This is a genomic window from Brucella sp. GW823-FHT04E01 (assembly GCF_058796175.1).
Map to the genome: position 1 here is coordinate 158,782 of NZ_JBXAIK010000002.1, position 13,724 is coordinate 172,505.

A 13,724-nucleotide genomic window follows, 5' to 3' on the forward strand; every position below is an offset into this window, starting at 1 on the left:
TCACCGTCTGTTTTCGTTGAGAAAGGCTTCGGCAAGCTGCACCCAATAGAGGGCAGCTGGCGCGATGATCTGATCGTTGAAGTTGTATTCGGCGCTGTGCAGCGGCGCGCTGTCGCCGTTACCGACGAAGAGATAGCTGCCGGGCTTTGCCTGCAGCATGAAAGCAAAATCCTCGCTGGCAGTGCGTGGCGCAAATGCGCTGTCTAGAGCGTCATCGCCGAAGGCGTCGACTGCAACCTTGCGGGCGAATGCGGTCTCCTCAACCGGATTGATGACAGAAGGAAAGCCCAACCTATAGTCGACCTCCGCAACGGCACCAAAACTTTCAGCCTGCGCGCGAGCAAGCGCCGGGATGCGTATCTGCAATCCGCGCCGCACCTCTTCGCTGTAGGAACGGATCGTCAGTTGCAGTTCCACCGAACCAGGAATGACGTTCGAAGCTTCACCGCCATGAATGGAACCGACCGTGACAACCGCCATTTCACGTGGATCGACATTGCGCGAAACGATGCTCTGCAAGGCGGTAATGAGAGACGCAGCGGCGACAATAGGATCGACAGCATTGTGCGGTTCAGCCCCGTGACCACCCTTGCCGACGATCTTGATGACAGCCTTGTCTACAGATGCCATCGCCGGTCCGGCGACAAACCCGAAACGTCCTGCGGTGACACCCGGCCAGTTGTGCAATCCGAACACGGCATCAGCGGGAAACCGTTCGAAAAGCCCTTCGCTTATCATCTTGCGTGCTCCGGCACCGATTTCTTCTGCCGGTTGAAAAACAAGATCGAGCGTACCGCTGAAATTCCCCGCCTCGGCCAGATATCGCGCAGCCGCGAGCAGGATCGTCGTATGCCCGTCATGACCGCAAGCGTGCATCACACCTTTGTTTCGGCTGGCATAGGGAAGCCCCGTTGCCTCTTCTATCGGTAGAGCGTCCATATCTGCCCGGATCGCGAGACGGCGCTGACCTTCCCCCCGCACCAAGGTTGCAACCACGCCGGTTCCCGCAACTCCCGTCGTGACGTCATAGCCCCAGGAAGCGAGTTTTGAAGCAATGAGGCGGCTCGTGCGATGCTCGTTGAAGGCAAGCTCCGGATGCTGATGAATGTCATGGCGAAGCGCTATGAATTCATCGAGATGCGCGGCAATGTCTTCTCTGGCGGCATCAAGCCTGTTGCGGGATCGGGAGGTAACATCCATGAAACCGGCTCCTCAGGCTCGCGCAACCTTGTTTACCGGTTGTTCGGCCGCCGACGAATAACGGCTTTCGCGGAACGGCAGCCCCAGATGATCGCGTAGCGTTTCACCTCTCAGTTCCGGGTTGAAATAGCCACGCTCTTCCAGAATCGGCAGTACATGTTGGATGAAATCATCGAGACCTTCCGCAATGACGGGAAAGCCGAGAATGAAACCATCGGCGGCTTCGCTTTCCACCCAATCGATCAGTTCATCGGCAATGGCTTTCGCCGTTCCAATAAAGGCGGTGCGGGGTGTCGCGACGTCGAGTGCGATCTCGCGTAATGTGGCACCGGTTTCCCTTGCCGTCTTCTTGATGCGATCTGTTGTGGCGCGGAAACTGTTCTTGCCGATCTCGCCGAGTTCAGGGAAAGGCTCGTCGAGCGGATAGATGCTGAAATCGTGATGATCGAAGAAGCGACCGAGATAAAGCAGCGCCTCTTCGACCGACACCAGATTACGGATCGCCTGATACTTCGCGTCGGCTTCCTCCTGCGTCCGCCCGACGATCGGGCCAATACCGGGGAAAATTCCTACATCGGAAGAACTGCGCCCCTGTGCAACGGCACTTTGCTTTACCTGCCTGTAGAAAGATCGCACGTCCTCAATCTTGGCACCGTTCGTAAACACCGCATCGGCATGTTTACCGGCAAGCCGGATGCCCGAATCCGACGATCCGGCCTGAAATACCACTGGCTGCCCCTGCCTGGAACGGCCGATATTCAGCGGTCCTTCGACATTGAAAAACCGCCCTTTGTGATTAATGCGACGTAACTTGTTTGTATCGACATAGACGCCGTTTTCGCGATCGCGGACGAAAGCATCGTCATCCCAGGAATCCCAGAGCCCTTTGATGACGTCGAGATATTCGTCCGCGATTTCATAGCGTAGTTCGTGTTCCGGATGCGGGCGCCCGTAATTACGGCCTGACCCCTCCAGCGGGGAGGTGACAGCATTCCATCCGGCGCGTCCGCCAGAAATAAGATCCAGCGAAGCGAACTGGCGCGCGATGGTGAAGGGGTCACTGTAGGACGTCGATACCGTACCTACCAAACCAATTTTTGAGGTGGAAGCCGCGAGTGCCGAAAGGATCGAGATCGGTTCAAAACGATTGAGGAAATGCGGTATCGACTGTTCATTGACGTAAAGTCCGTCAGCAACAAAGGCGAAGGCGATCCCCGCTGCCTCTGCCTTGCGCGCGGCATTGACGAAGAACTCGAAATTGGTGCTTGCATCGGCGGGTCCACTTGGATGCTTCCATGCGTTCATATGGCCACCGGCCCCCTGCAGCATGACGCCAAACGTGATTTGTTTTCGTTCACTCATGTCTTTTCTCCAAGGAAGAGTTCGACGCCATGCGTCTATCTTGCAGTTCCGGTCGCGCTGCATCCGCACCGAGCAGCTAGACGTTTTCCATGGGGAGCAGCGTAAGCACCCGTCGGCCTGCCGATAAGAAAAGTAATTCTATAATTTTTATATACTTTAAAATTGCAATGCAGCATAAAGCGGCACAATACAGAATATGCCATAGAGTCAATTAGATAGCGTGATTATGACGTCATTCATTCTTGTCCGTGACAAGCTCAAAAGAAAAATCTGACTGAAAAGAGGTGGATTTGGAGACGTCTGTTCCTTGAGGAAGAATGTTTGGTGGCCCACCATTCAAACATGGATACGAGCTATACCTATATCATCATCGCCCTGCTCCCGTTTCTGCTTTGGAGCGCGATTATCTTCGTATTGTCGGAAGCCGACATCCAAGCCGATTGCCGGGACTCCGAGGATATGAATGACGATCGCCCGACCGACGATCAGATGGCCGATATCGTGACCATTCCCTACGGTCTAATTTTCCCGCTTTATTATCATACACCGACCGCATCGCGCGAAATCGGTTAAAACAGCCACTATACTGCGACACTCGGCCAGCCACGGTAAGCTATTAATTCTCTCGATTTCATGCAAAGCATTCCGGCGAAACATCGGCGGAGTGGTTATGCTTACGAAGAAGGGCAAATACGGTCTGAAGGCTCTGGCTCATCTCGCCGCACTTGAACCGGGAGAAAGTGCGTTCGTCGCCGATATTGCCACCCAGAACAATATCTCCAAGAAATTTCTCGACGCAATCCTGCTGGAATTGCGCAATGACGGCATTCTGCGGTCGAAGAAAGGTCCCGGTGGCGGTTATAGCCTTTCCAAGCCTGCGTCGGAAATTACCATTGGTCAGGTCGTCCGTGTTCTCGACGGACCACTGGCACCAATCCGTTGCGCCAGCCGCACAGCGTACGAGCCGTGCAACGACTGCGCGGATCATCGCGCCTGTCAGGTGCGCCGGTCCATGCTGCTGGTGCGCGAAGCAATAGCAGGTGTTCTCGATAGGATGACGCTGGAACAGTTTACCCGCAACGGTGGGTTGGAAGACGACCGCTCTGCGCCCGCTTGGGCGCAGTTAAGCGCCTGATATAGCGTCCAGAAGGCGATAGCCGCCATTGTGATATAGAAGCGGTTCACCGGAACCCGTAACGATTTTCAGAACGCGACCGATCACGATTGCATGTGTATGGCGTTCGATCACGTCTTCCACGGCGCAATCAACGGAAGCCAATGCGCCAGCAAGTGCTAGCGCACCGCTTTCTAGTGCATACCATTCAGCATCCGCGTAACGTTCAACGCCCTTGATGCCACCCTTGCCAGCAAAACGATCGGCAACGGACTGATGGTCGGAGGACAGCACATTCACGCAGAAATGGTTATGGCGACTAATCGCCGACCAGACCGATGAACCGCGATTGATATTTACGATAATCGTTGGCGGCTCAACCGAAAGCGCTGTGGCTGACGTCACTGTCGCCCCGGTGCGCCCTTCATCGAAACCCGCCGTGACAACGCTCACGCCACCTGCAAGCTGTCTCATGGCTGCTTTGAGTTCGCCTGGAGAAACCTCAATATCTTCAGGCTCTTCAACATATTGCGGAATACTCTCGCGGAGATATGTTACCGTTGATCCCATCTCTGTTTATTACTCCAGATTTATCAATCTGCCATACGGTAGCAGCGCTCGGCAAATTGGCCGAGAATGCCATTTCTATAATCGACTGATTTTGTAGAAAATTAGAACCCGCCTCTAAAACGGAAGTAGATGTGCGGCGGTGTCACTATGTGCCACTGATTAATGCTCGCAGCAGTTACGCTGAAAGACCCAAATTACTTACAATTTTGGTTCATTAGAACCGTCTCGAAACATACTCAGAAACAGATCTTGAAATTTGTTTCATGACTTTATTCCAATCGTAATTGAATTGATCGGAGGGCTAACCTGCCCAAACGACACTGAGTTCTGGTTTCCTTGTGCCAGATGCGGGAAGCAACCGCCCAAAGTCCGTGAGGATTTGCGCATAATCCTCTGCGTGGAATTCATAGGGAAGCTCCAGGCGGAATTCAGACACAAGCGGCAGAACCGGGTCGACTGCCAGCTTTTCGAGAATTTCTTCCGTCGTCCCGACAATATCAGGCAAGAACAGCGTACGGCGTGGACCATGAGAAAGCCCCGTCCGCTTATCACGTTCAGCCGCAAATTCCGCATAACGACGACGCGCGTCCGGGCTGGCGCCATCTGTTGGCAATATCACACGCCCAAGTGCGACGCGTGGCGCACGTTCATGCGCCCATTCCTGACGGAAACGTTCAATCAATGCTTTCTGCGCAGTCAGAAAACTGTCGGTGTTTTCACCGCTGACAATATTTCCAGTCAAAAGATTAAAGCCGGCTTGTCCCGCCCATTTGGCAGAATTTTGCGAACCCCCGCCATACCACAGGCGTTCGGTCAGCCCTTCCGCAAACGGTCTCAAACGCGGGATTTGGGCACCAGCGGCATTGCCTGCCTCCGTCTTGCCGGACAGTGGCTCTGAACGTAGGGCACGCGCCAGCTTTTCAGCCCGTGAATGACTGTAATCTGCAATTGGAACAGCATCGACGAAGTCCGCGATCAGATGAGCGAAGGGCGGTTCGCCGACTGAAACACCAACATTCAGCCTGCCATTCGAAAGCAGATCGACCGTCGCCAGATCCTCAGCCAGACGAAACGGATTTTCATAGCCAAGCTGAATAACCGCGGTGCCAAGACCAATCCGTTTTGTCCGCTGCGAAGCTGCTGCGAGAAAGGTGGCGGCGGATGAAATGCCGCGCTCCAGATGGCGCTGCCGCACCCATGCACTGTCGTATCCCAGCCGCTCTCCATGCTCGAAAAGCTGCAATGTATCCTCTAAACCCTGCGCGGGATCATTTTCGCGATGACTGCCAGGAATGAGAAAGGCAAAATGTCCAATGTGTGAAAGGGGCATGGTTTGTTTCCCTGCTCATGCAGCGGCTTCGCGATAGCTTTGAAGCCGCGCCAGAATGTTTGCTTCCTGCACCACCTTACGCTCCTGTACACGCTGGGTTGCTTCTTCGAAGGAGGCTGATGCTGGATAAAGTGGCGAGGAGATCGGCTGGCCCAATTTGGTGCCAATGTGCTTTTCAAAGGGCAGTGAGCGATATTGCAGAACATCGACGGATGTATCGAAAAGCGGACGATAGCCGAGTGCGATGTAGAGCGCAGTTGCTTCTGGTTGGCGGAAGCCCGTAGACAGATAAGCGCGCGTATAGCCCAGATTGCCTGCACTTTCTTCGAGCGCCAGCACAATGCGGCGCGCCAGCCCCTGCCTGCGCAAATGCGACGCGGTCCAGATACGTTTGAGCTCCACGGTTTCATCGTCGTGGCTCATATAGGCGCCACCGGCAATGGTTTCCCCATCGCGTTGAAGCAACAGGAATCCGCCAAGCGGCGGCGCAAATGCGTCCGTGGGGTAACGCAGAATTTCTGCGCGCGCGCCACCGGATCGGTCCAGATCGGCATAACGAAGATCATATTCGTGAGCCAGGCCATCGATAAGGGGCTGCGATGCCGGATTCAAAAGAGAGGACTGTACAATAATATCAACCATGGAAAGCCTCCGCTGAAACAAATGCTGCCCGACTTTGTTGAGTGGGAGCAAAAAGCCGCCGTCGAACAGTATCTTCCTTTAACGGTGCCTCTTTGCTTGCACGTTTGCACGGCATGAACGTTTAATGAGCGTGCAAATATTGGAAGATCGTTGCTCGATTAATATTCTACAAAAAACATAGATTACTCCTCATCAAATTGTTGATGAGGATGAAATGCCCTACGCGCTCAGTTTTCTCGATAAAAGTCCCATTCATGACGGCGAAGCGGCTCAAACGGCACTGGCCCGCACGATAAAGCTTGCGCAGAAAGCAGAAACCGCAGGTTTTCATCGCTTCTGGGTGGCTGAACATCACAACTCACCAGAGCTCGCCAGTTCATCACCGGAAGTGTTGATCAGCTTTTTGCTGGCACATACCAAACATATCCGAATTGGTTCAGGCGGCGTTATGTTGCAGCATTACAGCACCTACAAGGTCGCAGAAAATTTCAATCTCCTGTCTTCACTGGCGCCCGGACGTGTCGATCTGGGTGTGGGCAAAGCCCCTGGGGGACTGCCGCTTTCAACCCGTGCCTTGCAGGGCGCCTATGCCCCTGATCGGAAACCATCCTTCAATGAGCAACTGATTGAGTTAGATAAATTTCTCGACCAAAGCCCGGAAAATACCGCCGACCGGAACGGCCTTGCCGCTTATCCGGTTCCGCCACAAAAACCTGAACGTTTCCTGCTGGGTGCGAGCGTCGAAAGTGCTGAGCTTGCCGCACGTCTCAACTGGAACTTCGTCTATGCGGCTCATATTCAGGGTGACCCGACAGCCATAAAGGAAGCCGTTGACGCCTATCAGGCAATCACAAACCGTCCTGCCATTTTAGCTGTCGGCGTAATCGTTGCGGAAAGCGATGCCGAGGCAGAGAGGCTTGCAGTTGATATTCGGCGCTTCCGTGTTGCAGCCGAAGGTTTGCAGCCGGTCAACGTCGGCAGCCACGAACAAGCGCTCGAATATGTAAGGCAGGCAGGCGCCACGCAATACACGATTGAAGAACGCACGCCACGTGTGATCCGTGGCACGGCCATCCACGTTCACACTGAGCTTCAACGCCTGCACCGTGAGTTTGGCATCGCTGAGTTTGTCATCGACTGCCCGGTTTCCGAAGGAAGCCATCGGCTCAAAACGATCGAACTTCTCGCCGAAGCGCGCCCGGCCATAGCGGCATAACTCTGCCACTTTCCCGACACCGGATGGTGGTTACACATCGGTTGACGCTATGGGAGAATAGGCAGCGAGTTCACCAAAATCTGCTTATTTGCTCATTCATTATCGGGCATGCCGTTCTGCTTGAGGTCGGCAAACTTGATAGCCATCGTTGGGTTACCGCGCGTGAGCCGCTTTACCGTCAGGTCCTCTGCCTTGTCGTTTGCAAGCCGCAAGTTGTTGGCCGACTTGTGAAGCGCTTCCTTCGTTTTCTCCAGATCCTTGATGGCCTCGTCGATGCGTTTGACTGCTTCCTCAAAGCCATCTGAAGCCAGACGCCAATTACGCCCGAATGCGGCTTTAAAGTCATCAAGCTGGGATTCGAAGTTTGTTATGTCGACATTTTGCGCCTTCACCAGTGCCAGCTCATTCTTGTAGTGGAGCGAGTTCATCGCCGCATTGCGCAGCAGCGTGATGATCGGGATGAAAAACTGCGGTCGGACGACGTACATTTTCGGATAGCGGTGGGATACGTCAATGATCCCGGTGTTGTAGAGCTCATTCTCGGGCTCAAGCAACGAGACCAGAACGGCATATTCACAGCCTTTCGCGCTCCGGTCCTTGTCTAATTCTTTGAGAAAGTCTTCGTTCTTCTTCTTGGTAGCCGTCTCGTCATTTTCGTTCTTCATCTCGAACATGATCGAGACGATTTCAGAACCTGCATCGTCCATGTCGCGGAAGATGAAGTCGCCCTTGCTACCGTTGCGCGCATCGTTATCCTTCTCAAAATACGCACGGGGGAAAGCCGTCGCACGAATGCGGTCAAACTCGATTGAGCAGTGCTGTTCCAGCGTCTCGCCGATCATTTTTGTCGATAGTTTCGCTTTCATATCCCTCAGACGCTCGATTGCGTCGTTGCGATCCTTCAGCTGCGTTTCGTACTTGTCCCTGAGTGCAGTTTCAGCAAGCTGTTTTTCGAGCGTGATCCGAGCAAGCCCATTCTTCAGTTCGTCACGCTCTTTCTCAACCGTATTGACGGCTTCGGTGACCGCGAGCTTCTGCGAAAGCTCCCCTGCATCGAGCCTGGCCTTCAGGCTCTGGATCTCCGCGTCTTTAGTGGTGGCTGCTTTCTGTAGTTCGGCAATAAGCTTTGCCTCGGCCAGTTTTGATGCAGCCTCCTGCTCCCGTCTTGCTTTCTCAAGCTCATGCAAAAGAGTATCGCGTTGTTTTTCGACAGCACTCAGCGCCTCAGCAACTGCGAGTTTCTGCGCGACTTCACCGGATTCAAGTCTTGCCCTCAGTTCCTGGATTTCAGAATCCTTGGCTGCGGCAGTCTTCTGCAATTCATTGGCAACTTTAGCCTGTGCAAGCTCAACAGCGTTACGCTTGTCCTGATCAGCCAACTCCAAGCGCTCATGCAGCTGCTTCTCGAAATCACTGTCACGCACCTGCTTCAGGATATCGGCATAGCCCGTCTCATCGATCTTGAATGCCTTGTTGCAATGCGGGCAGATGATTTCATGCATGATTATTTCCATTAGCCTTGGCCAGACGCTCTTGGAGAAACTCCGAGAGCTGCTATTGATCCGTCATCTTGTGAACGATCACTGTCTACGCGGTCAAGGTCATTTACGGTTGCTTAACCAGGCCTGCGGTCTAGCGAACCGAAGAACCCGGCTGAAATCAGCCACGCTACAACATGAAGCAGTGCTCGCCGACTGACAGCACAGATGACCGATTGATGGTCAAACGGCTGTACCAACGAATGGATAGCGCATCCGGCTTGCTTGTAATTTTAGTTATCGGCTTTAAACCAATAAATACGTCGTGGCCTGCGGGTCGAAGCCAACAATACGCTTACCTTCGTTGAAGGCAGTCAGCAGCTGTTCGCGAAGCGACAACCTTGCATTCATTGCCGCCGCCGGATCAACTGCAAGCAGGTGATCGATATCGCCCGGTATTTTCACGCGTCGAGCATCTGCGGGAAACTCAAGTTTCTGGCCTCGAGATCGAGCTTCTACACGCAGATCGTCCAATTGCCAGTCAGCCACGATCCGGTCCGAAGGCAACCCAGAATTGATGCCGACCATAGGGCCGTAATAGTCGATATGATAAGTGGACGATGTGGCCCCGAGGCTCGCAATGTTCAGACTGGCATTGACCGCCCGGATCGGATCATAGGTCCAGCGCACATGCGTAATGCCTCTCGCAAGGCACCAATCGCGCTGGAACCACTTCATCCGCGCGCCAAGTTTCAAGCCTCTTGCTTCCGGAAGAACCGCCAGACGGTGAGAATGCTGAACGCCCGGCGTTGCGCTTGGGAAACCAAAGATGAAGCCTATCATCTTCCCGCCATCGAACGCTCCGGCGACAAGGCCGCCTTCGTGCTGGATCGCAAGCAATAAGTCTGAGGCATCGACAGGATCGTCCTCTCCCCACACCAGCCGCTGCACGTTCTCCGAATCCTTCATCTCGTCGAGAGAGGCGAGCTCGCGGACCAATATTTCGCTCATGCGACGAAATCCTCGCGATGGCTGGTGACCGTATCGAGAAATGCATAATCCAAGGTCACACCGATACCCGGACCGTTCTTGGGAACGGCCATTCGTCCATTTTCGGCTTCCAGCGGCTCGTTGACAATATCGCGCGGGAAGTAGCGGCTGGCGGACGATGTGTCCCCCGGTTTGGTGAAATTTGGCAGTGTGGACAGGTGAATATTGTGCGCCCGACCAATGCCTGCTTCAAGCATCCCACCGCACCATACAGGCACATCAAAGGCTGCGCAGACATCGTGAATTGCGCGTGATGCACTATGTCCACCGACTCGACCCACCTTGATATTGATGACACGGCAAGCTCTTGCGACAAGCGCCTTGCGCGCATCCACCGAAGACCGGATGCTCTCATCCAGGCAGATGGCAGTCAGCAGCTTTTCCTGCACATGGACATGATCGGTAATATCATCGAAAGCCAGCGGCTGTTCGATGTAATCGAGTGCGAAAGCATCCATCGCTTTCAGAAGCGGCAAGTCGGAAAGCCGGTAGTCTGTATTGGCATCAACCGTCAGCTTGGCTTCCGGGAAGCGCTCACGCACCGCCTGAATCATAGCGAGATCATGACCGCGCTTGATCTTCAGCTTAACGCGCTTGTAACCGGCATCGAGCGAGGCAGCGACCCGGTCAATCGTCGTTGGAATATCGGCAATGCCAAGGCTGACACCCACGTCGATAGCATCGCGAACGCCACCAAGCGCAACGCTCAATGGTAGGTTCAGTGCTTTTGCCCACAGGTCCCATATCGCCATCTCAACCATGGCCTTGCTCATTCTGTGTCCGCGCCATGGATCGAGAATGGCTGCAAGATCGGCGGGGCCGTTAAAGCGTTTGCCAACAATCTGGGACAACAGCACATCGCGCAGGAAAGAGAGCGAACCGGAGATGGTCTCCTCCAGATAATCCGGCAACGGATCCATCACACCTTCGGCATAACCTTCCAGGCCTTCAGCCCGCAAGGTGAGGATCGGAATGATCTTTTCAGTCATTGTTCCGGTGGAAATCACGAAAGGCACGAGCAGCGGCAAACGTATGACCCGTATTTCAGCCGCCTCGATTTTTAACCCGGCGAAGATTGGCGCTACGTGCATCGGACACTCCATCCGTGAGTACAAATGATCAATCTGGTCCAGGAGTTCCACGGTGACGAAACGTCATCCTAATTGTTCCCCTCGACCGAATTAAATTCCCTGTTCGCTGTCAAAAGTCCAATAGTTTCGTCAGCACTCTTACTGATGCTGATCCGACAGTGTGTCCAGGGGGAAAACCGGACGCCGCAGGCAAGCGTAGACCCGTCTCGACAGGTCCGGTGAGCTCAGACCACCAGCATCGGTAACAATGATCTGTGTTGCAATCGGGCCGAACGCCCCTTTGAAATGCTGCATTGATTTGACCGCCAGAACGGATTTTTCCTTCGGCTCGACGCCGACGATACGGAAAATGTTCTGATCAAGCATCTGCATGCGTTCCGACACGATCATAATATCGATCCCCTCCACACGCAGGCACACGGCTTTTCCGGTCGTTCCAGGCAAACCTGTAAACATCGGCCCTTCAAAGACGAAGGTACCGTCGCTGACCGACATGACACGGCCTGTCACAGTCAAAGGACCGCCACCAACAGATGGATCGGATTTGCCGCCAATCGTCACCGTAACAGTCTCGCCTATCGCCTTGGCTGCAATCTCTGCCACCGCTTCAGGGTCGAGAAGCGCGCCTGCGGCGGCATTGGTCACACCCGCCTGAAGCATCGCCGCAATGAGCGCAGTACAATCGCTATAGGCCCCCGAGCCGGGATTGTCGGAGAAATCAGCGACGACAATCGTGCCTTCAGCACCCCGGGCCTCCTTCAATTGCCGGATACATTCATCGAGAAGCATCGGCTGCGACCACTGATCCTTATAGGCCCAGATTTCGTCGCACATCTTGTCCGCGACATCGCTAGCGGTTTGTCGGCTAACGCATTTACGATCGAAGGTCACGATCACACTCGGCCCAGCCGCCCAGACATCAGCATCGGTAAATCCGGCATTGACCGCCACATTCAGGATTCCCGGTTGTTGCATCTCACGGCCTGCACTTTCGAGCAGGCGGCACATCGGACCGTTATCTGTCGTGCGACCATCATCACAACCGAGAAGCATTGGTGGGCGCCCAATGGCCAGCGCAGGTTCGATTTCCCCTTTCATCGCTTGATCCAGCAACGAACAGGCCTCAACTCCGACCTCACTCATATCGATATGAGGATAAGTCCGGAATGAAACGGCGATCTGCGCCAGATCAGCCAGTTCATCAAAAATATTCGCGTGAAGGTCTAGGGTGATGGCGATCGGAACATCGTATCCGACCACGGACCGGATCTCCCGCAGGAACTGGCTGTCGCCATCCTGATCGGTCTCCGTCACCATGGCACCATGCAGGGCAACAAATATACCGTTAAAAGGTCCGGCTTCCTTCAGCCGTCGCAAGCACTCGCCGGTGATTTCCTGACGCGCAGTTTCAAGCACCGGTCCGTTCGGCTCCGCATGGGCTGCGGTGATATAAACAGGCGTCCAGCCCTTTTCATCCGCGACCTTTATCGCGCCACCGACCTCAGAGCCGGTACCTCGGAAATTGGCTGGAATCTCATCGCCCTTGAAATAATGCGACGCCCGAAAATCGCTGATGCTCGTGCGATTTTGCGTGAAGGTATTACTTTCATTGATGAGTTCGATGATCGCAACACGATAGGACACGGATCGACCTTTCTTTTGTCGGCGAAGACCACTCTGTGTTGGTCGAAACGAAATGGCTGAGGCCTGACTATGCCACACGCAGTGAGCACCTGATCTGATGTGGTGTCTCAAATCAGGCACTCTGTATGTGAGGGTGGAGCGAACTACTTCGCGAAGATTTCGCTCGCGAATTTCGGCTTTTCCCTGATGTCGAAATCAAAGTACTTGGCACTGATCTTGTCGTAGCTACCGTCCTGGATGATCTCCGCAAGCGCCTTGTTGACGCGCGTGCGCAGTTCATCGTCATCCTTGCGGAAGGCCATTCCGGCACCCAGAGTTCCATCTAGAAGGAACTCGTTGCCGACAAATTCGCAGCAATCCGCACCCTTCTTAATCCAGTCGCTGAGCGCGAATTTGGATTCCAGCAAGAGGTCAATGCGGCCGTTCTCGATATCCAGGAAGGCTTCTTCCAGTGTCGGATATAGCTTCACCTCATTATCCGGGAAAAAGCGCTGCAAAGCATCGACGGCGATGGAGCCAGTCTGGGTGCCTATGACCTTGCCCTTGGCACTTTCAGGCGTCACATCCTTCAGGCCAAGCTCCTTCAAAGCGACAAACCGCATGGTGTTGTAGTAATACGGATCGGAGAAGCTGACCTGCTGCATACGCGATTCAGTAATAGCCATCGAAGAAGCCATGATGTCGAACTTCTTTGACTGAAGCGCCGGAATAATTCCGCTCCACTCGTTGGCGCTCCATACGCAATCAGCTTTCAGTTTTTCACAGATCGCATTGCCGACATCGATATCAAAACCTTTGAGCTGCCCGCTCGGATCCAGATAATTGAAAGGGGCATAGGCACCTTCGGCTCCCATGCGGATTTCTTCGGCATGGGCTGGAAGGGCACCACATACGGCGATAAAGGCGGCAACAATTCCCATTTTAGCTTGCTTAAGCACGTTTCGTTCTCCTGTTATATGCCCTTACCGGCTTCGTCGCCTGCGCGCTGTCATCCATGATCAGGAACAGCAGAGCTCAAACACCCAGG

The 13,724-nt window shown here is 54.2% G+C and carries 13 protein-coding genes; 3 read left to right on the forward strand and 10 right to left on the reverse strand.

Going from position 1 to position 13,724, the window contains the following annotated elements:
- Positions 1 to 1,200: an amidohydrolase gene (locus tag AC1RHM_RS06225; protein WP_166942361.1), complete on the reverse strand. Its 1,200-nt coding sequence runs from the start codon at positions 1,198 to 1,200 to the stop codon at positions 1 to 3.
- A gap of 12 nt (positions 1,201 to 1,212) precedes the next feature.
- Entirely contained in the window at positions 1,213 to 2,562 is a 1,350-nt protein-coding gene (locus AC1RHM_RS06230) for an NtaA/DmoA family FMN-dependent monooxygenase (RefSeq protein WP_166942364.1), read from the reverse strand.
- Between the two features lie 324 nt (positions 2,563 to 2,886).
- On the opposite strand from AC1RHM_RS06230, the gene AC1RHM_RS06235 reads away from it, so the two are divergent.
- Positions 2,887 to 3,135, forward strand: coding sequence for a hypothetical protein (locus AC1RHM_RS06235; protein ID WP_010660641.1), 249 nt, complete (start codon positions 2,887 to 2,889; stop codon positions 3,133 to 3,135).
- 97 nt (positions 3,136 to 3,232) lie between these two features.
- The gene (locus AC1RHM_RS06240; RefSeq protein ID WP_010660640.1) at positions 3,233 to 3,697 is read left to right on the forward strand and encodes an RrF2 family transcriptional regulator; all 465 of its coding nucleotides are present in this window, start codon (positions 3,233 to 3,235) and stop codon (positions 3,695 to 3,697) included.
- On the opposite strand, the gene AC1RHM_RS06245 is transcribed toward AC1RHM_RS06240, so the two are convergent.
- The 3 genes from AC1RHM_RS06245 to AC1RHM_RS06255 form a co-directional block, all read right to left on the reverse strand.
- Positions 3,686 to 4,246: a flavin reductase family protein gene (locus tag AC1RHM_RS06245; protein WP_166942367.1), complete on the reverse strand. Its 561-nt coding sequence runs from the start codon at positions 4,244 to 4,246 to the stop codon at positions 3,686 to 3,688. The two genes, AC1RHM_RS06240 and AC1RHM_RS06245, sit on opposite strands and share 12 nt — an antisense overlap.
- Positions 4,247 to 4,547: 301 nt before the next feature.
- Positions 4,548 to 5,576: an LLM class flavin-dependent oxidoreductase gene (locus AC1RHM_RS06250; RefSeq protein ID WP_010660639.1), complete on the reverse strand. Its 1,029-nt coding sequence runs from the start codon at positions 5,574 to 5,576 to the stop codon at positions 4,548 to 4,550.
- Between the two features lie 15 nt (positions 5,577 to 5,591).
- A complete protein-coding gene (locus tag AC1RHM_RS06255) occupies positions 5,592 to 6,218 on the reverse strand; it encodes a GNAT family N-acetyltransferase (RefSeq protein ID WP_029928788.1) in 627 nt (208 codons plus the stop codon).
- A gap of 214 nt (positions 6,219 to 6,432) precedes the next feature.
- Here AC1RHM_RS06255 and AC1RHM_RS06260 point away from each other — a divergent pair, with 214 nt between their 5' ends.
- Positions 6,433 to 7,434: an LLM class flavin-dependent oxidoreductase gene (locus tag AC1RHM_RS06260; protein ID WP_029928786.1), complete on the forward strand. Its 1,002-nt coding sequence runs from the start codon at positions 6,433 to 6,435 to the stop codon at positions 7,432 to 7,434.
- Positions 7,435 to 7,526: 92 nt separating this feature from the next.
- Here AC1RHM_RS06260 and AC1RHM_RS06265 read toward each other — a convergent pair whose 3' ends face one another.
- From AC1RHM_RS06265 to AC1RHM_RS06285, 5 genes are all read right to left on the reverse strand, one after another.
- Positions 7,527 to 8,936: a DUF2130 domain-containing protein gene (locus AC1RHM_RS06265; RefSeq protein ID WP_010660636.1), complete on the reverse strand. Its 1,410-nt coding sequence runs from the start codon at positions 8,934 to 8,936 to the stop codon at positions 7,527 to 7,529.
- 282 nt (positions 8,937 to 9,218) lie between these two features.
- Positions 9,219 to 9,923, reverse strand: coding sequence for a GNAT family N-acetyltransferase (locus tag AC1RHM_RS06270; protein ID WP_029928784.1), 705 nt, complete (start codon positions 9,921 to 9,923; stop codon positions 9,219 to 9,221).
- Positions 9,920 to 11,053, reverse strand: coding sequence for an o-succinylbenzoate synthase (menC, locus tag AC1RHM_RS06275; RefSeq protein WP_029928781.1), 1,134 nt, complete (start codon positions 11,051 to 11,053; stop codon positions 9,920 to 9,922). Before menC ends, AC1RHM_RS06270 begins: the two co-directional genes overlap by 4 nt.
- A 138-nt stretch (positions 11,054 to 11,191) precedes the next feature.
- Positions 11,192 to 12,697 (reverse strand): M81 family metallopeptidase, encoded by a 1,506-nt coding sequence (locus AC1RHM_RS06280; protein WP_492332494.1) that lies wholly within the window; start codon positions 12,695 to 12,697, stop codon positions 11,192 to 11,194.
- A gap of 143 nt (positions 12,698 to 12,840) precedes the next feature.
- Complete coding sequence (locus tag AC1RHM_RS06285; RefSeq protein ID WP_235784269.1) at positions 12,841 to 13,635, reverse strand: ABC transporter substrate-binding protein; 795 nt, start codon at positions 13,633 to 13,635, stop codon at positions 12,841 to 12,843.
- Positions 13,636 to 13,724 lie beyond the last annotated feature (89 nt).